Origin of the sequence: Haloterrigena sp. KLK7 (genome assembly GCF_037914945.1) — an archaeon.
Classification (GTDB): Archaea; Halobacteriota; Halobacteria; order Halobacteriales; family Natrialbaceae; genus Haloterrigena; species Haloterrigena salinisoli.
The window spans coordinates 2,099,115-2,117,872 of sequence record NZ_CP149787.1 but is presented as its reverse complement, the minus strand read 5'-3'; the positions used below and the strand labels follow the sequence as shown (position 1 = coordinate 2,117,872).

Sequence of the window (18,758 nt, the reverse complement as noted above, 5' to 3'; positions counted from 1 at the left end):
GTACTGCTGCAATTCCCGTGGGTGCAACTATGATCCGAGCCGCGAGCGGTGGCTCGCGTCGAACGGAGCGCGGGAGCCACGGACGGTATGGGAAGAAGGGCAGCTAGAACCGGGCCGGCGGGAGACCCGATCGCCGATCAGTACGACTTCGCGAAGTAGGCGATCTCGTCGGCGGGATCGCCGCAGACGCCACACTCGTCGCGGTCGGGTTCGGGCACCTCAGCGCTCGACCGTCCGCCCGCGTCCTCCAGTGGCTGCATGACGATCTCGGCGGCGATCTTCTCCTTGATCGCCTCCTCGCAGGCCTCGTCGCCGCACCACGGCGTCTTCACGTAGCCGCCGTGTTTGCCGATCGTTCCGAGGATGTCCTCCGGGCTGTGGGCTTCCCGAACGTTCTCCTCTAAGTTCTCCTCGGCCGCGTCGTACAGTTTGTCGTAGATCTCCTCCAAGTGGTCGTCGACGCTCTCGACGATGTCGTCGCGGTCCTCGACGGACTCCTCGTTGTCCGGCCGGTGGACCATCGTGACCTCCTCGTCTTCGACCTCGTAGGGGCCGATCTCGAGTCGCAGCGGCACCCCGTTGAGCTCGTGTTCGTTGAACTTGAAGCCGGGATTGCGCTCGTCGCGGTCGTCGAGTTCGACGCGGAAGCCGGCGTCCTCGAGGTCGTCGGCGATGTTCTCGGAGTACTCGAGGACGTCCTCCTTGGTGTCCTCCTGCCAGATGGGGACGATGACGACCTGCGTGGGCGCGATGGTCGGCGGGAGCACGAGCCCCTGATCGTCGGAGTGGGTCATGATGAGCGCGCCGAGCGCGCGCCACGAGAGCCCCCACGAGGTGGTGTAGGCGGTCCGTTCCTCCTCGTCCTCGTCGGCGAAGGTGATGTCGAACGCCTCGGCGAAGCTCTGGCCGAGGTTGTGGCTGGTCGCGCCCTGGACGGACTTGCCGTCGGGCATCAGCGCCTCGACGGTCGTCGTCGTGTCCGCGCCGGGGAACTTGTCGTGTTCCGGCTTCTTCCCGCGCAGCACCGGAATCGCGAGCACGTCCTCGTAGAGGTCTTCGTACTGTCCGAGTCGGGTCCAGACCTCGTCCCACGCACCCTCGTCGCTCGCGTGTGCGGTGTGGCCCTCCTGCCACATGAACTCCTTCGTCCGGAAGAAGGGCTTAGTCTCGGTGGCCTCCCATCGAACCACGGAACACCATTGATTGAGCCGCAGCGGCAGGTCGCGGTGGCTGCGCGTCCAGTCGGCCATGAACGGCGCGATGATCGATTCGCTGGTCGGACGCACTGCGAGGCGCTCCTCGAGTTCCTCGTGGCCGCCCTGGGTCACCCAGGCGACCTCGGGGTCGAACCCCTCGACGATGTCCTTCTCGCGCTCGAGGAAGCTCTCGGGGATGAACATCGGGAAGTAGACGTTGTCGACGCCGGTCTCCTTGAACCAGCCGTCGAGCGCGTCCTGGATACCCTCCCACAGCGCGTAGCCGCGGGGCTTCGTCACGATGAAGCCGCCCATGGGAGCGTAGTCCGCGAGGTTGGCCTTCTGGACGACCTCGGCGTACCACTCGCCGGGCTTGTGCGATTTCGACTCGGTGATCCCGAGTTCCTGGCTCTCGTCGCTCATTGGTACGTTATCCAGCCAGCGCGGTCTTAAACCATGCGAAGGCCGGACGCTCGGTGGCGCTCGTCTCGCGGTCACGCCACCTGCGTCGACAGGGGCCGGAGCGGGCTACGGCGATTCCGCCGTCGCACCCCGACGGACGGCGTTCACCGCTGCGCCCAGCAGGATCACGATGCTGCCGAAGTACAGCCACGTGACGAACAGCAACACGGCTCCGATCACGCCGTACGCCGCGTACTTGCCGGCGTTGGCCGCGTAGATCCGGAAGCCGACCTGGAGTAGAACCCAGCCGATCGCGGCGACGATCGTCCCCGGGATCACTTCGCCGATCGATACGCTCACCGGCGGCAGTACGTAGTATATCGGCAGGAACGCGATCGCCAGGACGACGATCAGCACGAGCGACCCGAGCACGTTAGCGAACGGGATCTGCAGGTTCAGTATCGAGAGCGCGGCGCCGACAGCGACGACGAGTACGACGGCGAGCGCGATTCCGACGACGACGACGAGACCGTCCCAGATTTGTCCCAGTAGCGAGGCGTCGACCTCGTCTGCGTACACCTCGTCGAACGCCTGATCGAGGCCCCGGAAGAGCTTCAGGGCGCTCCACAGGACTCCGAGGAACCCGACCACGGACGCGGCCGCCCGACCGGACGGGTTGGTGAGCGCCTGTGACACCATCTGCTGTCCCGAGGACGAGAGTTGCTGGCTGAGCATGCTGGTCACCTGATCCGCCAGCGCCTGACCCCCCACGAACGACGCGATCGTCACGGCAAGCAGTATCAGCGGTATCGTCGAGACGAACGCGTAGTAGGCGATTCCCGCCGCCAGAAACGTCAGATTTCGATCCCTCGCGAGAGCGATGACGGACCCCACGGTCGACATAGGCGTCGTACGACGACTGTCCTGTTGAACCCACGCGTGGCAGTCGCAACTGTTTCGGTCGGGTTCCCTGGCGAAAACAATGAACGCTCTCTCGGTTTCGTCCGGTTCTGACAGCGTTATGTGTGCGACTCCGGTACACGCATTCGTATGAAAGCGATCGAAGTAACTGAGTACGGCGACAGCGCCGCGCTCGAGGTCGTCGACGCTGACTTACCGGACCCGAACGCGGGCGAGGTCCGCATCGACGTCGAAGCCGCGGGAATCAACTTCGCGGACATCATGCAGCGACGCGGGGTCTACCCCGGCGGTCCCGACGCGCCGTACGTCCCCGGGATGGAGGCCGCGGGGACGGTCGACGCGGTCGGCGAGGGCGTCGAGGACGTCTCGGAAGGCGACCGCGTCGTCGCGATGCTCGACACCGGCGGCTACGCGGAGTACGCGACCGCCAACGCCGCGATGCTCTTCCCGATTCCGGAGGGAACGAGCTTCGAGGAGGCCGCCGGCTTCCCCGTCCAGTTCCTCACCGCCCACTCTTGTCTGTTCGAGTGGGGCGGGCTGGCTGAGGGCGAATCAGTGCTGATCCAGGCCGCCGCGGGCGGGGTCGGGACGGCCGCCGTCCAGTTGGCCTCGAACGCCGGCGCCGAGGTCTTCGGCACCGCGAGCACCCAGGACAAACTCGATCTCGCGGCCGACCTCGGCTGCGACCACCCGATCAACTACACGGAGACGGACTTCCGCGAGGTCGTCGACGAGGAGACCGACGGCGAGGGCGTCGACCTCGTCCTCGAGAGCGTCGGCGACGACGTCTTCGAGCGCAGCCTCGACGCGATGGCCCACTTCGGTCGCATGGTCACCTTCGGCGTCGCCAGTGGCGTCCCCGGCGAGGTCGAGAACCGACGCCTGCTCTTCGAGAACAAGACGGTCAAAGGGTTCCACCTCGGACAGGCCTCCATGCACGACCCCGGAAAGGTGATGAAAGCGGTGCCGGAGCTGACCGAGGGGCTGACGAGCGGCGACCTCGAGGTGATCCTCGGCGAGTCGTTCGCGCTCGAGGACGCCGCCGAGGCCCACCAGTACATCGAGGACCGCAAGAGCTCCGGGAAGGTCGTCCTGAAGCCCTAGGCACCGAGCACTGACCGAGCCGGAGCCCGCGCCCTCGAGCGCGGACGCCGGCCTCAGTCGTCGCTTTCGTTGTCCTCGTTCTCATCGCCGCCGCTGCTGTCATCCTCACTACTGCTGCCGTCGTCTTCGCCGTCACTGCCGTCGTCTTCGCCGTCACTGCCGTCGTCCTCGCCGTCACTGCCGTCGTCTTCGCCGTCACTGCCGTCGTCTTCGCCGTCACTGCCGTCGTCTTCGCCGTCACTGCCGTCGTCTTCGCCGTCACTGCCGTCGTCCTCGCCGCCGCTGCTGTCATCCTCGCCATCACTGCTGTCATCCTCGCCATCACTGCTGTCATCCTCGCCATCACTGCTGTCATCCTCGCCATCACTGCTGTCATCCTCGCCGTCGCTGCCGTCGTCTTCGCCGCCGCTGCCGTCGTCCTCACTGTCGTTCTCGCCGTCGCCACCGTCTTCGTCGCCGCCGTCGCTCGTCGCGGAATCGCTGTCGTTCTCGTCCCCGTCACTGCCGCTCTCGTCACCGTCATCCCCATCGCCCTCGCCGCCGTCCCCGCCATCCCCGCCGTCCCCGTCGTTCTCGTTACCGTCGTCGCCGCCCTCGTCCTCGTCTCCCCCGCCGTCACTCTCGTCCTCGTCTCCCTCGCCGTCGCTCTCGTTCTCCCCATCACCGCCGCTCTCGTCCTCGTCTTCGGCCCCATCGCTGTCTTCACTGTCATTCTCACTACCGCTCGCGGCGTTGGCGGACTCCTCGTCGCGGCCGGCTTCGACCGGCTCGGTACCGAAGATGTCCTCCTCGGTCTCGGTCTCGCCGTTGTCGTCGCTCGTCTCGCCCAGACAGCCCGCGAGCGCGCCGCCAATTCCGACGACTGCTCCGATGAACGTCCGTCGACGAGTCGTCTCAGTCATTTATTCGGCCGGCGCTACCACGGACGCGGAAAAGAGTATGCAGACGATACGCGAGCGGGAGACCCCGCGCTGTCGCAGTTACGAGCGCCGCAATCGATGAAATCGTCTTATGGGCCCCCAACACCGAGTCGGCGCCTCGAGAACGGGATCGCTCCCGGCCTCGTCTCGCAGCGTCCGGTCGGTCACTCCTCGTCGTCGACGGGATGCTCGTCGCCATCCGCAGCAGCCCCGCCGTCGCCGGCGGCCGACGCCGAGTCGTCTTCGAAGACCCCCTCCTTCGTCTCCGTGTCGCCGTCGCTGTCGTCGGACGGTTCCCCCAGACGGCCCGCGAGCGTCCCGACGACGCTCGCTGCCGCGGCGACCGTCCGCTCGATCGTACCGCCCCGGGCTATCACGACGCGACCCGAGAGTAATCGATGCCTGTACGGCGAAACGGTCGCCGATCGAACGACGCCGGGCCTCGAGTCCCGTCTCACGACCGTCCGCCGCCGTCGTCCGCCGCGAAGTCGACGCCCCACTCGAGATCGTGATCGACGAACTCCGCTTCGTCCAGCGGTTGCCCGCCCTCGAACCGGAACCGGCCGGCGACGGTCCGTCCCTCGAGGACGCTCGGCAGCCAGAGGTGATCGTCGTCCCACATCCGGTCGTAGGGCACCTCGTCGACGGGAACCCACTCCGGACGGGCCTCCTCGGTGGCGGTCGGCTCGCCGGCGAACGACCGCGTCCGATAGACGTGACAGAACGTGTGGGCCTCCCCGTCGAGCGCGAACTCGAGTTCGCCCGCCTTCTCGAGGGCCGCGGGGTCGACCTCGAGGCCGACCTCCTCGCGGGTCTCGCGGACCGCACACTCGCGGGGCGTCTCGCCGGCCTCGAGTTTGCCACCGGGACCGTTGTACCAGCCCTCGCCGAGGCCTCGTCGCTTCTCGATCAGGAGCACCTCGTCCGTCTCGGCAGTCACGCCGTCTCCCCCCGCCCCGTCACCGTCGGCCGTGCGGCTCCGCAACGGAAAGCACAGCGTCGTCTCGGTCATACGCCATCGTTCGGCCCGCTCGGGATAAAGCGCCCGCACTCGAGGCGCGGTCCCGCCGTCGGAGAGTCGTCTACCGTGTCACACCCTCCCCTACTATCGTTGTCATATTCCCGGGAATCCTCGCCGCCTTCGACAGCCGTTAGGTAGTTACCACCCGAGCATCGGTATGGAGTATCTGCTCTGGGTCCTCGTCGCTCTGCTGGCGTACTCGGCGGTCGCGCCGCTGACGAGTTACGTCACGGAGGACGTTCCGCCGGCGCCGGGGCTGTTCCTCGCGACGCTCGTCTTCCTCGCGATCGCGACCGTCGTGATGGTCGCCACGGACACCGCCGACCCCGCTCTCGCGACGTCGGCCGGCGCGGGCTACGTCTACGCCGGTGGCGTCTTCCTGACGGTCGGAATACTAGCGTACACGGCCGCACTCGAGGTCGGTCCGGTCAGCGTCGTCGTCCCGATCTACGGACTCTTTATCGTCGGTAGTTCGGTCATCGGCATCCTGTTTCTCGACGAGACGCTGACGCTGACTCGAGCGGCCGGCATCGGCTGTGCGGTCGTCGCGATCGTCTGTAGCGCGGGTGGTGAGCAGTGAAGCGCAACTACCTCGTCCTGTCGCTGCTGGCGTTCGCGACGTACAGCCTGGTCGCGCCCCTGCTGAAGATCGCGATGGAGTCGATCCCGAGTACGACCGCGGTCTTCCTGTCGAACGCGCTCATGACCGTCCTGATCGGCGGCCTGATGGCCTACCGGGGAACGTCGCCGTGGCAGTATCTCTCGCACCCGAAGGCGCCCTATATCGCGGTCTGGGGAACGTTCCTCGCGGTCGGCCTGCTGGCCTACTACCGGGCGCTGGCGCTCGGTCCGGTGAGCGTCGTCGTCCCGATTTACGGCCTGTTCATCGCGATCAGTTCCGTCATCGGAATCGTCGTCCTCGAGGAGTCCCTGACGGTCAGGAAGGGGCTGGGAATCGCGTTCGCCGTGCTCGCGGTCGTCCTCATGTCGCTGTGACCGCGTCGCGGGCCGGCCTGCGCCCGACGGGAGTCGATCGCCGGCCGCGATCAGTCGTCGCCCGGGGTCTCGAGGTCGTCTGGCCCGCAGCCGAGCGATCGGTGGGGACAGTACCGACAGTGGCCGCCCGGCGTCGTCTCGGCGAAGGAGGGATCGTCGACCGCCGCGAGTCGCTCGCGGACGGTCGTCCACGGGGGGAGCTCGTCCGGCTCGAGCAGGTCGACGCGCGGCCCGGCGGCCTCGCTCACGTAGACGTAGCCGACCGACGCCACCGGCTCGTCGAACCGCTGCTCGCAGGCGCGGGCGTACAGCGCCAGTTGCGTGGCGTCGGCCGGCGCGATCCGTTCGGCCGTCGCCTTGTAGTCGAGCACCGCCAGCTCGCCGTCGGGCGTCCGCCGAATCGAGTCGATATAGCCGACGACGTCGCCGGTCACGTCGGCCACGTCCTCGAGCGCGAAGGGCAGTTCCGCGGCGACCGGCTCCCAGTCGGCGACCGGCGCGTCGTACTCGGCCGCGGTGGCCTCGAAGAACCGGTCGATACAGCCCAGAACGCCCTCGCGGTACTCAAGTAGATCCCGCGCGGTGAGCTGTCGGACGGCGGCCTCGCGCCACGCCTCGCGGGTGTGGTACTCGCGGTAGAACGCCTCCTCCGCGACGTCGTGAAAGACGGTGCCGACGAGCCGAGAGCCGGACTCGAGCGGTGCGTCCGTCGCCGACGCGTCCGCCGTTGCCGCCACGTCCGCCGCCGATCGCGTCGTCGCCCCGCCCGCGACCCCCGTCGGATCGTCGAACGCCCGCACGACGTGATCGAGGTAGTGCTTTCGCGGGCAGGTGTCGTGGGTCTCGAGGGCGGTGTAGCTGTGACGGAGAGCGACCGGCAGCGTCGTCGCGTCCGAGAGCGTCTCGACGGGGAACCGAACGGTATCGGTCGTCAGCGCGGAGAGCCGACGCCCGGTCGGGATCCGGCGGGTCGAATCCGCCTCACCGATCTCGGCGGCCGCGCCGCTCTTATCGCCCCGATCGCTTCCGAACGCCTCGGGGACGTGACTCGCCGCGTCGGCGGCCGGCAACAGCGTCTCCCCGCGCAGCAGTCGGCCCAGTCGGTGGACGGTCTCGATCGCGTCCCGCGTCTCGAGGGGCTCGACGCGGCGGTCGTCGTAGCCGGCGTAGTAGGTGATCGTCCCCGGATCGACGCTGGCCGCCATCGCGAGTTCGTCGGTGCGGTCGACGACGGTCTCGGGATACGTCTCCCGTACTCGCTCGAAACTCGTGCGGAGCGACGTCCACAGCTCCATCCGCTCGCCGGCGACCGACCACTCGATATCGCCGGAGAGGCAGGCGTCGGCGGTCGAGCAGCCGAGTTCGTCCTCGTCGCCGTCGTAGTCGTACTCGCTCCCGAAGACGAACAGGTGGTTCTCGGCCCGCGTCAGCGCGACGTGGAGCACGCGCCACTCCTCGCCGACGGTCTCGGTCGCGAGGTCGGCCAGCAGCGGCGACTCGATCTCGTCGTCGAGCGTCGCCGCGAGCAGCCGGTATCGCGCTCGCTGGGCGTAATCGCGCTCGACGCACCACTCCTCGTCGGAGAGGTAGGGAACGAGAACGGTGTCGAACTCGAGGCCCTTCGCCTGATGGACGGTCATCACGTCGATCGAGTCCGTCGACTGAGTGCCCCGCGTCCGATCGCTCCCGCCGCCCCGGAGCGTCCGCTCGAGCGAATCGACGAACGCCGGCGTCAGCGTCCCGATAACGGAATCGCCGACGTAGGCCTCGGCGAACCGCTCGACGCGCTCGAGTTCCTCGCGCTCCTCGCTGGTGAGGAACCACTCGAGGCGAGTCACCGCGCGGAACCGCTGGAGGAACCCCGACAGCGGGTAGACGTCGCGAAGCGCCTCGAGTTCGGCGAGGTGATCGCGCGCTCGCCGGACGCGATCGGGGTTCTCGAGGGTATCCGACTCGAGTCTGTCGGTCGGCGTCTCCGACTCGACTCCATCGCTCTCACCCGGATCGACCGCCATCACGGCGTCGTACAGCGAGCCGTCCGCCCGCTGGAGCGTCGCGAGATCGCTCTCGGAGAGCCGATACCGGTAGAGCAGTACGCGCCGGAGGTGGGCGTCGGCGTCGGGATCGACGAGGACGCGGAGATACGAGATGAGCGTCCGGGTTCCGGGATCGATCTCGCCGCGCGGCGAGCCGGAGATCTCGTAGGGAATCCGTCGCTCCCGGAGCTCGTCGGCGACGGCCTGCGCGTGGCGATTGGTGCGGACGATGACCGCGATGTCCTCGAGCGAGCGTCGGGGGACGTTCTCGGCCTCACCGTTCAGCAACCGCGAGACGGTCGTGGCGACCTGATCGGCCGTCGACGGGCCGAGCTCGCCGCTTTCGATCTTGACGACGCGATCCGGCGGGTCCTCGTCGGTCTCGGTCGCCGCATCGTCCGCCGGCGTCTCGTCGCTCTCGGCTCCCGTTTCGCTTCCCGCCGTCGCGTCGCAATCCGCCCGGTACTCGCCGGGGGTCCGCCCGACCTCGCGGAGCCGCTTCGAGGACTGCGAGCCGTAGTCGCAGTGATTCGTGAGATCGAGGATCTCCTGGCGCGACCGGAAATTGAGCTCGAGTTCGATCCCCCGGTGGTCGTCGTAGGCGTCGGCGAGCCGGTCGAGCCCCTCCCGATCGGTTCCCCGCCAGCCGTAGATCGCCTGGTCCTTGTCGCCGATGGCGAGCAGGTCGGGTCGATCGGGGCCGTCGGTGAGTTCGGTGATCAGCGCGAACTGCGTCTCGTCGGTGTCCTGGAACTCGTCGCAGTAGACCTGCGTCCACTCGCCGGTGATCTCGTCGGCGATCGTCTCACGGGTCGTCGACCCGTTCGAATCGTCCGCGGAACGGTGTTCCGCGCGATCACTGAGCAGCCCGGTCGCCGTCCGGACCAGTTCGTCGAAGTCGAGCGCGCCCTCCGCTTCGAGGGCGTCGTGGTAGTCCGCGTAGACGTCGGTGTAGTGGCGGGCCAGCCGCAGGAACTCGACGTAGTGTTTCAGCCGGCCGAAGGGGCTCTGCTCGAGGCGCTCGGTCGCGGTCCGCCAGATCTCGTTGCCGAACAGCGCCCGCGGCAGCTGTTTAGTCGTCCGGTCCTCGAGCGAGAGCGCCTCGATCGCGTTCGTCACGGTGTCCTGCATGACCCGAAGGTAGCGATCGATATCGCGAACGACGGCGTCCTCGCGGAACGGTTCCGGCGCCTCCGCGATCTTCTCGCGGCAGTACTCGAGCAGTTTCCCGTACTCGACCAGCGACGCGGTGGCCGCCTCGAGGTGGTCGTCGGCGTTGAAGTAGCGAAGCGCCTCGTTGTCGAAGGAGAGGTCCTGGCCGGCGGTCCGCTCGAGCCAGAGGACGAACTCGTTGCAGAGCTCGAGGGTTCGGACGGCGGGCAGTCGCTCCCGTAACTTGTCGGGCGTGACGTCCTCCTGACTCATCGCCTGGATGAAATCGTCGACGGCGGCGGTGAGGTCGTCGGGCGAGCCGTCGCCCCGCGTGGCCGTCGCGAAGCCGTAGTCGTTGGTCGCCAGCAGTCGACCCACGATCCGGCGTCGCTTGCGCTCGGTGACGACGTCGAACTCCGGCGAGTAGCCCAGGTAGTAGGCGTAGTCCCGGACTAACCGGTAGCAGAAGGAGTGGTAGGTGTAGACGTCGATGGCCGCCGCGGCCGCGGGATCGAGGCGCTCGGCGACCGCCTCGCGGATGCTCCCGGCGGCCTCGTTGGCGAACGTCAACACCAGCACGTCGTCGGGATCGACCTCGCCGCGTTCGATCGCGCGCTCGATCCGCATGAGCATCGTCGTCGTCTTCCCGGTGCCGGCACCGGCGTCGACGGAGGTGCAGTCCGCCCGGCTCTCGATGACCGCCCGCTGGTTGCCCTTCGGCTCGAGGGGACCGTCATCGTCGAGCACGTCGGGCGCGTCCGACCCGCGACCCTCCTCAGCCATCGAACCGCACCTCCGCGGCGATGTAGTCCTGACAGCAGACCGTGTAGCCGCAGTCGGGACAGGCCTCGCTCGAGATCTCGTCCCAGCGGCCGGTCTCGGTCGGATCGAACGCGCCCGCGACGAGGTCGCCGACGACGCGCGCGAGGCGGTCGTCGACCGTCCGATTCCGGTGTTCGTGGGTCATGCCGTAGGTGTGGTGATCGATGTAGACGTCGGTCAGATCGACCGTCTCGAGGCTCGTCTCGACGGTCTCGCGGACCCAGTTGACCGCGGTGCGCGAGCGGTCCGCCAGCGGGATCTGCACGTACCGGCAGGTCCGGTCCTCGAGGCCGAGCCGGTCACAGCGGTTCCGGAGGCCGTCGAGGACTGTCGCAGTTTCGAAGAGCGCACCGACGAACGCCGGTTCGAAGGTGTCCACGTCGGAATCGAAGTGGTCCGTGAACTGGCCGGCGACGTCGCCCTCCCACTCGGATCGGTAGCGCAGGAGCCCCAGGGGCGCCAACGTCGGGACGAATCGGACGCCGACGATCGACGAGCCGTCCGCGTAGACGTAGTCGACAGTCGCGTCGATCGAGACGCTGTCGGGGACCGTCCCCGTATCGGCGGCCCCATCGCCGTCTGCATTCCGCGTACCTCGCTCGGGAAGGGACACCGTACTCGAGAGCGGCAGGTCCGGACCGATCAGCTCGCCGCCAGCCGCGTCGGCCGCGAGCGCCTCGATGCCGGCGGCGTGCTCGGCGCCGACCGCCTCGGCGTAGGCCTCGAGGGTCGCCTCGAGGACCCGTCGCTCGTGTCGGCGCTGGGCCAGCGAGTGGAACCGCTCGTCGTGGTCGCCCCAGAGCGCCTCGAGTCGATTTCGAGCGGCCTCGAGGAGGCCGTCGCGGTCGGTCTCGCCGCGTCGCAGCGCGTCGCAGATCGCGGTCCGCAGGAGGTCGACGCGGTCGTCGATCGACGACTCGTCGCCGTCGCCCTCGAGGTCGTACGCGTGGGCGAACTCGTACCGGCGGGGACAGTGGAGGAAGGTCTCGATGCCGTCGGTCGAGAGCGCGTCGGGAACGTCGCCCGGCTCCGCGTCGACGCGGTCAGTCATCGCGAATCACCTCGCCGGCGGCGAACTCGAACTGCGAGCGGACCGCCTCGGCGAATTCGTCGTCGACCTCGCCCTCGGCGAGCACGACCGCGATCTCCTCGAACAGTTCCTCGGTCGCACCGAGATCCGCCTCGCCGCCCGTACTGGCCTCCCGGAGGATGCGTTCGAGTTCACCGCGGGGCTGGGCGAGCACCGCCTCGAGGGCGTTGGACTCGCCGTGGATCGCCGCGCCCGTCTCGTCGTCGACGGCCCGGAGTTCGAGCCCCGGCGCCGTCTCGAGTTCCTGCAGGTAGCGCGACTCGTCGTAGGTCCGGCGCAGGCCGCCGGCACCGCGTTCGTACGAACAGCAGTAGAGGCGGCTCCGCGCGGCGCGGGAGCCGAGCGCGAGGCGCCGCCGGGAGCGCTGGGCGTGGTAGGTCTCGAACGGATCGCCGACGTCGGCGGCGTCGACGGTGGCGAACGTCGCCGTCACGTCCTCGACGCTGGGATCGGTGACGGCCGGATAGCTGTCCATCCCGCGGAGCCACGCCGTCGGAAACAGTTGCGTGAGGAACTGCTCGCCGGGGTAGGTGTCGTCGATCAGGTCCAGCAGGAAGACGGCCTCCCGCGAGTCGTACTTCAGGTCGTCGACGGCACAGACCGTCACGCCGCCCGTCGGCGGCTGCGTCTCGACCGCGTGGACGTAGGGCGCGTCGTACTGGATCGTCCGTCGGAGCATCCGCCGCAGCCCCTGCCAGTCCGGGCCGACGAGGTCGGTCTCCTCGACGAACCGGGCGATCTCGAGGACGCGACGAACTCCCGCGTACCCCTCGCGGGCGTCGATCCAGTCCTCCTCGCGGGCGATCCGCCCCTTCAGATCCGTTCGGCGGATCCACCGCTCGAGCGACCCCGAGACGCTCGCGCCGGCGCAGTCGGCCAGCAGAGTCGGCGAGAAGTCGTCGACGCGGGCTCGAAGCCGCTCTACGGCGACCGTCTCCGGATCGTCCGGGTCGCGATCGCGGAGCGCGCGGTCGTCGGCGAGTTCGGCGTCGATCCGGTCGCCGTCGCGCTCGCGCTCACACTGCAGCGTCACGAACGCGTAGAGCTCGTTGACGGCCGGGTCCTCGGCGAGCGACGGCGTTCCGATCGTCGCCGTCGGGATCCCGGCTTCGCGGAGCTGCGTTCTGGTCTCGGGAACGCGCTCGATCCGGGGAACGGCGACGGCGAAGTCGTCGTAGCTCCAGCCGTTCCGATCCCGGAGCGCCTGAATCTCGGTGGCGACGGACCGGGCCTGTTCGCGAGCGGTCCGCGTGCGGATCCGGCGCGCGTAGTCGGCGGCCGATTCGCCGGTCGCCTTCGACGCTTCGTCGCTCGTCCGCGGCGCCTCGCCGGTCGCCAGCAATCGCGTCACGGAGCGATGTGGCGCCGTCGCGGGTTCGCTTCGGTTCTCGCCCGACTCGAGGACCTCGATCTCCAGCCCGTCGCCGACGTGGTCCTCGATCGGGCCGGATTCGACGCGGGTGCGTTCGACGCTGGCGTGGCGCTCGCCGAGACAGACGAGGTCGGAGTCGGCGGTCAGCGCCGCGAGGTAGCGCCGGTCGAGGCAGCGGTACTCCTCGAACTCGACGGCGAGGACGGCGTCGATCGACTCGCCGACCCGCGTCCGCAGGTCGTCCGCGTTCGCCTCGAGGGCGTCGACGGTCCGGGGGATCACGTCCGCCCGTTCGACGTAGCCGCGCTCCTCGAGTTCGGCGTGGAACCGGTCGTTCATCGCGTACAGAAAGGCCAGACAGTCGTGGGGATCTTCGCTCTCGACGTCCGCGAGGCGCAGTTGCTGGCGCGTCGCCTCGAGCAGCAGTTGCCCGACGTCGCGAGCGAAGCTCTCGTGGGCGGCGGCGCGCTCGAGGTAGGCCGGCACCTCGCGGCTGGCGCCGTCGATCACCAGCGAGATGAGCTCGATACGCTCCTCGTACTCGAGCCGGTCGAGCGACGGGTCCAGCGCCTCGAGGACCTTCGACGCGTGTTCGGGCAGCGACTCGACGCGGGGAGACTGGGGAGTCCCGTCCGTCGCCCCGACGGCGGCCAGCGCGTCGGTGAGCCGCTCGAGGCCCGCGGGATGGCGTTTCAACACCAGGACGTTCCGCGGCCCGTACTCGGCCGCGAGGGCGGCGTACTCGCCGGCGATCCAGTCGAAAAGCTCGTCGCTGGGGGCCGGTTCGGCGCGGAGTTGACAGGTGCCCTCGAGGGAGTCCGGTGGCGGCGCCATCGATCGGTCTGTCACCCAGTATAGCCGAGTTCGTACTTAAACCTGCGCCACGGACTGAACGTGGTCTTCGCGGCATCGCGTGTCGATTCGCTGATCGATGGACGGTCTCGCGCTCCTCGTCCGCCGCGTCGGCCGTCCGCCGGACGACTCGAATTCGACAATTCTTATGGTGTATAAAGAATACAGATGTGTATGGAGGATATTTTCGTCGGACGGGTCATGTCCGCGTCGCTTCACACCGTGACGCCGGACACGCTCGTCGAGGAGACCGCGCAACTGATGCTCGAGAACGAGATCGGCTCGGTCGTCGTCACCGACGACGACAACCGGCTCAAGGGGATCCTGACGACGACGGACTTCGTTCGCATCGTCGCCGAACGGAAACCGAAAGACCAGACGCCGGTCTCGCAGTACATGACCGAGGACATCATCACGGCCACCGCTCAGGACAGCATCCGCGACGCCGCGGACGCCATGGTCGAGCACGGCTTCCACCACCTCCCCGTCGTCGACGACGAGGTAGGCGTGATCGGCATGGTAACGACGACCGATCTGGCGGCGTACCTCTCGCGCGAGGAGACGCCGAGCCCCGAATAGTTCTTTTCGCCGCCGGTCGGCGTTCAGTCGCGGCGTCTCCGACCCGCCACACTGGTTCCGGAGGGGGACGTGTACGGTACTGGTTTCGGAGCGAGACTCGAGTGAATCGGTCGTCGCCCGCGTCGGGTTACGGGTCGTCGTCCGCGTCGGGCCACGCATCGCCGCTCGAGTCCGAAGCCGCCAGCGGAAGGGGCACGCGACGGCGGGTGTCCGCGGGTCGTCAGTCGCTCCGGTCGACGGGGTCGTCGTCGCCGCCCTCGTGGCGGTGTAACACCGACATCTCCGTCCGCAGGTCGGTACCCGCGGTCGTCGACGAGCGGACGCGATAGACGTAGCCGATCGAGGAGACGAGCGAGAAGGCCGCCACGAACGCCAGCGCCGTCGGCGCGCTCGCCGCGACGAGCAGCATGAACGCGAACGAGACGACGATATTGCCGATCGCGACCAGCTTCAGGACGGGCAGCGGGAGTTTGTAGACCGAGTCCGCGTAGCGCTGCGGGAACTTCGTCGGGAGGTTCCAGAGGGCGACCGCGCTGATCATAAAGGAGAGAAAGGTCCCGGTGACGACGACCACGACGAGCCAGTCGAGGAACGCGGGGCCGGTGAGCTCGTCGAGGGAGCTCACGAAGGGGGCGACGGCCAGCGGCGGAACGCCCATGAAGACGACCGCTCGGTGGGGCGTGTCGAACCGGTCGTGGATCCCCGCGAAGAAGCCGGGCAGCAGGTTGTCCCGCGAGGCGCGCATGACCGTCCGCGAGTAGGACGTGTACAGCGTGTTCACGGTCGTCGCCGCGGCGACCAGCGCCGCGACGGCGATGAGCACCAGTCCGGCCGTGGGGACGGTGCCGAACGAGTCGGCGACGGCCGCGAGCGCGCCGTCGACGGGTTCACCGTCCGGCCCGACGGCGGACTCCCACGAGGCGCCGCCGATCAGCGCGACGACGATCGCGATCGACAGCACCGCGACGAACGACATCCCGACGGCGAGGACCCGCGGAATGTTCGTCGTCGGGTTCTCGAGTTCCTCGCCGATCTCGATGATCATGGCGAACCCCTGGAAGGGGATGTACAGTAACACGATCGCGAGGAAGAACGGCCCCAGTCCCTCCTCGAAGGGCTGGCCCGGACCGTCGGGAAACAGCGGTTCGAAGTTCCCGATATCGAACGAGGCCAGTCCGCCGAGGATGAACGTCAGCATGCCGGCGATCAGGACGGCGACGAGCGCGATCTGGGCCCGCGCGGCCATCTGGATGCCGACGTAGTTGACCAGCAGGAAGAACGCGAGGATCGCCATCGTCGCGGCGACCGCCGGGATCTGAATACCGACTCCCAGTAACTCGAGGAGGTACGGCAGGTACTGGGCGAATCCGAGCGCGGCGAAGAGCAGGTACGCCCAGACGGCCACGATCGGCAGCATGATGTTGAGAAAGCCCCAGTACGGGCCGACGAGCCGCGAGCCGTAGACGTAGGCGCCGCCGGCGACGGGGATCGCCCCGCCGAGCTGTAACAGTTGCAGGACGCCGAGCGCCATCGGAACGATCGCGACCAGAACGGCGATCACGACGCTCGGACCGGCCTCGGCGGCCATCTGCGTCGGGACGAGGAAAATGCTCATCCCCAGCGCAGTCCCGATCAGTAATGCGATTGCCGCCCCGACCCCCACCGTTTCGTTGATTAACTTGAAATCGTCAGCAGCCACGTATTATCACGGCATGAGATGGATACCCATTCATAATGAATGTATTTGTTCAATATATGGGACACAGGACGTAGTTCGGTAATAGGAAGCCGCTGATTATCGATTATTGTATCTGATAACCTATAGTCTGTTACCACTGTAATATCTCGCGTGTCGCTCTCGAGGCCGTCGCGACGGCGATGACGATCGATCCGCCGGGTTCCAGTTGAGAGCGGCGATAGCGTTACTGATCCGGTTTGCGATCGTCGTCGGGCATCCAGCGGATCGTCTCGTCGAGCCGATCCCGGAGCCGCCGGGCTTCCGCCGGCGTCAGTTCGACGTCCGCGTGACCCGTACCGTGATCGCCCGCCATCGCGTCGATGCTCACGACGATCCGGTCCCCGTCGTCCGACTCCGGACGGACGGAGACGTCGGCCCGATCCGGGTAGTCCCGCGGCGGCCCGATCTCGAGGTCGGTCTCGCCGCGGGTGACGCCCACGCGGACGCGCTCGGTGAGCTCGAGATCGATCGCGTCCGTCGGGTCCTCCTCGATCGGCTCCGGTTCCCGCTCGTCGGCTCCGTCATGAGTGGTGTTCTCACCCATGCATAGTCGTTCGATCGCATCCGCCTTGGGTGTACGCCCGGAACTACATCGTTCGAGAATCGGCCACGGGAAAGCGGTTCCGCCGAGAAGCAGTCTGCTTCCGCGGATTTCGCCGCGATGATAGCACGCGTCTACAGCGCCGAATCCCGCGAATCGGGACCGACGCACTGTTGACGCTCCTCGAGTTCGGCGCAGGCGTCGCGGAAGAGGCCGTCGAGGATTTCGGGCGTCGTGGGGTGGTAGGCCCGATTGGGGACCTCGCGGACGTCCAGTCCCATCTCGACGACGACCTGCATCGTCTTCGCCATCACGTCGGCGTGGAGGTGGACGCCCTGATAGCCGAGGACGGCCCCGCTGTTGGCGTCGACGACCAGCGTCGCCCGCCCCTCCGGGTGGTCCTTGGTCTTGAAGACGCCGTCGGACGAGACCTCGCGGGTGACGACGAAGGCGTCCATCCCCGACTCGGCGGCCGTCGCGGGCGTGTGCCCCACCCTGGCGACGGGGTAGACGCCCAGTCCCGAGAAGATCACGTGGTGGGGGACGTTCGCGTAGGGCTCGAGGTCGTCGCCGCGCGCGTGGTGGACGACGTTCGCTGCGGCCGCGAAGCCCTGTTCCTTGGCGACGTGGAGGATCGGCTCGCGGCCGTTCGCGTCGCCGACGACGAAGACGCGCTCGTCGTCGGTCGCCTGCATCGTCGACCCCACCCAGCCCGAACCCGGTTCGAGCCGCGTGTGCTCGAGGCCCAGTCCCTCGAGGTTCGGACTGCGACCGGTGAAGCAGTAGAGTTCGTCCGCTTCGATCGCGCGCTCCTCGCCCTCGCCGTCTCGCTCGACGAACAGGCGAACGCCGCCGTCGTCGGTCGGTTCGAGGCGCTTCTCGTCCGTCGTCGTCAACACCTCGATCCCGAACTGGTCGCGGTAGATCTCGAGGAGGGTGTCGCCGTAGGCGTCCGGAAACGCGTCGAGCGGCCGTTCGTCGTGCTCGACGACGGTGAGATCGACGTCGCCGACCTCGCTGAGATAGGGACCGAGCTCGAGGCTGATGTAGCCGTTGCCCAGAATGAGACCCGAGTCGGGGAACGCGGCCGCGTCGAGGACGTCCGCGCTCGTCCGAACCGGCACGTCGTCGATGCCCGGCAGCTCTGGGATGTTCGGTACGGACCCGGTCGCGATCACGACGTAATCCGGTTCGAGTCGGCGGTCGCCGACCGCGAGGACGCGATCGTCGACGAACCGCGCCGTCTCGCGGAGGAACTCGACGCCCTCCCGTTCGGCCAGCTCGTGAACGTGACCGCGGCGATGTTCGGCGAATCCCGAGACGTGCTCGTCCTTTCGGGCGACGACCGCCTCGAGATCGACGTCGGGGACGCCCTCGAGTCGGTCGTCGTGGCGCGCCTGGTAGTGATGCTGTCCGGCCGAAAGGACATCTTTGCTCGGCATACTGTCGAAATCGTCATACACCTCATCAGGAATTTGGTCAATCACCCAATCTGAATAGTCCTCGAGCGCATTATTACAGGAAACAGAAAGTCGGTCATCATGACGGAATTGATACAGATGTTGACCCGCTGATAATACATCCTTGCTTGGCATACACCCACGTAAGATACACAGCCCGCCGCCCGGATCGCCATTATCAATTAGTGTCAATTCAACATCTGGTTCCAGATCGAGTAATTCATCCGCGACTGCAACTCCGGCCGATCCATACGCGCCAATAATGGCAACGTGCATGGCTCAAAGTATGATTTTGAACAGTCGTTAGTCCTCGGATTTGTAAGACAATCTTACCAGTGAAACCCCTACCCTCGAGCCCGATAGATGTCACTCCGCCGGATTTCTCGAGAACGAACGTGTCAATTAAAAGGCCGTTGTCGGAAAAACGGGCATTGACGCCCGCTTTAGCCAAGTGGCCGGATTGAGCCTGACGACGAGCAGCAATTAATAGTACGGTTTCGTGGCTTTTCAAGTTTTCGACCAGTCTTTGTGAATCACCAAATTATTTGGCCGAAAA

At 67.4% G+C, this 18,758-nt stretch carries 15 protein-coding genes; 4 read left to right on the top strand and 11 right to left on the bottom strand.

Annotated features, from left to right (window positions below; all coding sequences use genetic code 11):
- Positions 1-137: 137 nt before the first annotated feature.
- Complete coding sequence (proS, locus tag WD430_RS10415; RefSeq protein ID WP_339102386.1) at positions 138-1,619, bottom strand: proline--tRNA ligase; 1,482 nt, start codon at positions 1,617-1,619, stop codon at positions 138-140.
- 105 nt (positions 1,620-1,724) lie between these two features.
- Complete coding sequence (locus WD430_RS10410; protein WP_339102385.1) at positions 1,725-2,501, bottom strand: YihY/virulence factor BrkB family protein; 777 nt, start codon at positions 2,499-2,501, stop codon at positions 1,725-1,727.
- Positions 2,502-2,648: 147 nt separating this feature from the next.
- On the opposite strand from WD430_RS10410, the gene WD430_RS10405 reads away from it, so the two are divergent.
- Entirely contained in the window at positions 2,649-3,623 is a 975-nt protein-coding gene (locus WD430_RS10405; RefSeq protein WP_339102384.1) for an NADPH:quinone oxidoreductase family protein, read from the top strand.
- A 53-nt stretch (positions 3,624-3,676) separates the two neighbouring features.
- On the opposite strand, the gene WD430_RS10400 is transcribed toward WD430_RS10405, so the two are convergent.
- The 3 genes from WD430_RS10400 to WD430_RS10390 all read right to left on the bottom strand — a co-directional run bounded on the left by WD430_RS10400 (position 3,677) and on the right by WD430_RS10390 (position 5,555).
- On the bottom strand, positions 3,677-4,525 hold the full coding sequence (locus WD430_RS10400) for a hypothetical protein (protein WP_339102383.1): 849 nt from the start codon (positions 4,523-4,525) through the stop codon (positions 3,677-3,679).
- Positions 4,526-4,707: 182 nt separating this feature from the next.
- Positions 4,708-4,920 (bottom strand): hypothetical protein, encoded by a 213-nt coding sequence (locus WD430_RS10395; protein ID WP_339102382.1) that lies wholly within the window; start codon positions 4,918-4,920, stop codon positions 4,708-4,710.
- Positions 4,921-4,997: 77 nt separating this feature from the next.
- On the bottom strand, positions 4,998-5,555 hold the full coding sequence (locus WD430_RS10390) for an 8-oxo-dGTP diphosphatase (RefSeq protein WP_339102381.1): 558 nt from the start codon (positions 5,553-5,555) through the stop codon (positions 4,998-5,000).
- Between the two features lie 166 nt (positions 5,556-5,721).
- On the opposite strand from WD430_RS10390, the gene WD430_RS10385 reads away from it, so the two are divergent.
- Positions 5,722-6,144: an EamA family transporter gene (locus WD430_RS10385; protein ID WP_339102380.1), complete on the top strand. Its 423-nt coding sequence runs from the start codon at positions 5,722-5,724 to the stop codon at positions 6,142-6,144.
- Positions 6,141-6,560, top strand: coding sequence for an EamA family transporter (locus WD430_RS10380; RefSeq protein WP_339102379.1), 420 nt, complete (start codon positions 6,141-6,143; stop codon positions 6,558-6,560). Before WD430_RS10385 ends, WD430_RS10380 begins: the two co-directional genes overlap by 4 nt.
- 50 nt (positions 6,561-6,610) lie before the next feature.
- On the opposite strand, the gene WD430_RS10375 is transcribed toward WD430_RS10380, so the two are convergent.
- Genes WD430_RS10375 through WD430_RS10365 form a run of 3 tightly spaced genes read right to left on the bottom strand, consistent with a single transcriptional unit; the run spans position 6,611 to position 13,866 of the window.
- On the bottom strand, positions 6,611-10,531 hold the full coding sequence (locus tag WD430_RS10375; RefSeq protein WP_339102378.1) for a UvrD-helicase domain-containing protein: 3,921 nt from the start codon (positions 10,529-10,531) through the stop codon (positions 6,611-6,613).
- On the bottom strand, positions 10,524-11,621 hold the full coding sequence (locus tag WD430_RS10370; RefSeq protein ID WP_339102377.1) for a hypothetical protein: 1,098 nt from the start codon (positions 11,619-11,621) through the stop codon (positions 10,524-10,526). The genes WD430_RS10375 and WD430_RS10370 overlap by 8 nt, the downstream gene beginning before the upstream one ends.
- Positions 11,614-13,866 (bottom strand): hypothetical protein, encoded by a 2,253-nt coding sequence (locus tag WD430_RS10365; RefSeq protein WP_339102376.1) that lies wholly within the window; start codon positions 13,864-13,866, stop codon positions 11,614-11,616. The genes WD430_RS10370 and WD430_RS10365 overlap by 8 nt, the downstream gene beginning before the upstream one ends.
- Positions 13,867-14,058: 192 nt before the next feature.
- Between WD430_RS10365 and WD430_RS10360 the strand changes: the two genes are divergently transcribed.
- Complete coding sequence (locus tag WD430_RS10360; RefSeq protein ID WP_339102375.1) at positions 14,059-14,463, top strand: CBS domain-containing protein; 405 nt, start codon at positions 14,059-14,061, stop codon at positions 14,461-14,463.
- A 220-nt stretch (positions 14,464-14,683) separates the two neighbouring features.
- Here the strand turns inward: WD430_RS10360 and WD430_RS10355 are convergent, their stop codons facing one another.
- The 3 genes from WD430_RS10355 to WD430_RS10345 form a co-directional block, all read right to left on the bottom strand.
- Positions 14,684-16,126: an APC family permease gene (locus tag WD430_RS10355; RefSeq protein WP_339105810.1), complete on the bottom strand. Its 1,443-nt coding sequence runs from the start codon at positions 16,124-16,126 to the stop codon at positions 14,684-14,686.
- A 259-nt stretch (positions 16,127-16,385) separates the two neighbouring features.
- Entirely contained in the window at positions 16,386-16,745 is a 360-nt protein-coding gene (locus WD430_RS10350) for a hypothetical protein (protein WP_339102374.1), read from the bottom strand.
- Between the two features lie 131 nt (positions 16,746-16,876).
- Positions 16,877-18,478, bottom strand: coding sequence for an NAD(P)/FAD-dependent oxidoreductase (locus WD430_RS10345; RefSeq protein ID WP_339102373.1), 1,602 nt, complete (start codon positions 18,476-18,478; stop codon positions 16,877-16,879).
- Positions 18,479-18,758: the final 280 nt, after the last annotated feature.

Excerpts from the sequence above, each read along its gene's own strand:
- WD430_RS10410 (WP_339102385.1), bottom strand. The coding sequence starts at position 2,501 with ATGTCGACCGTGGGGTCCGTCATCGCTCTCGCGAGGGATCGAAATCTG.
- WD430_RS10390 (WP_339102381.1), bottom strand. The coding sequence starts at position 5,555 with ATGACCGAGACGACGCTGTGCTTTCCGTTGCGGAGCCGCACGGCCGAC.
- WD430_RS10385 (WP_339102380.1), top strand. The coding sequence starts at position 5,722 with ATGGAGTATCTGCTCTGGGTCCTCGTCGCTCTGCTGGCGTACTCGGCG.
- proS (WP_339102386.1), bottom strand. The coding sequence starts at position 1,619 with ATGAGCGACGAGAGCCAGGAACTCGGGATCACCGAGTCGAAATCGCAC.
- WD430_RS10400 (WP_339102383.1), bottom strand. The coding sequence starts at position 4,525 with ATGACTGAGACGACTCGTCGACGGACGTTCATCGGAGCAGTCGTCGGA.
- WD430_RS10350 (WP_339102374.1), bottom strand. The coding sequence starts at position 16,745 with ATGGGTGAGAACACCACTCATGACGGAGCCGACGAGCGGGAACCGGAG.
- WD430_RS10345 (WP_339102373.1), bottom strand. The coding sequence starts at position 18,478 with ATGCACGTTGCCATTATTGGCGCGTATGGATCGGCCGGAGTTGCAGTC.
- WD430_RS10365 (WP_339102376.1), bottom strand. The coding sequence starts at position 13,866 with ATGGCGCCGCCACCGGACTCCCTCGAGGGCACCTGTCAACTCCGCGCC.
- WD430_RS10360 (WP_339102375.1), top strand. The coding sequence starts at position 14,059 with ATGGAGGATATTTTCGTCGGACGGGTCATGTCCGCGTCGCTTCACACC.
- WD430_RS10375 (WP_339102378.1), bottom strand. The coding sequence starts at position 10,531 with ATGGCTGAGGAGGGTCGCGGGTCGGACGCGCCCGACGTGCTCGACGAT.
- WD430_RS10405 (WP_339102384.1), top strand. The coding sequence starts at position 2,649 with ATGAAAGCGATCGAAGTAACTGAGTACGGCGACAGCGCCGCGCTCGAG.
- WD430_RS10370 (WP_339102377.1), bottom strand. The coding sequence starts at position 11,621 with ATGACTGACCGCGTCGACGCGGAGCCGGGCGACGTTCCCGACGCGCTC.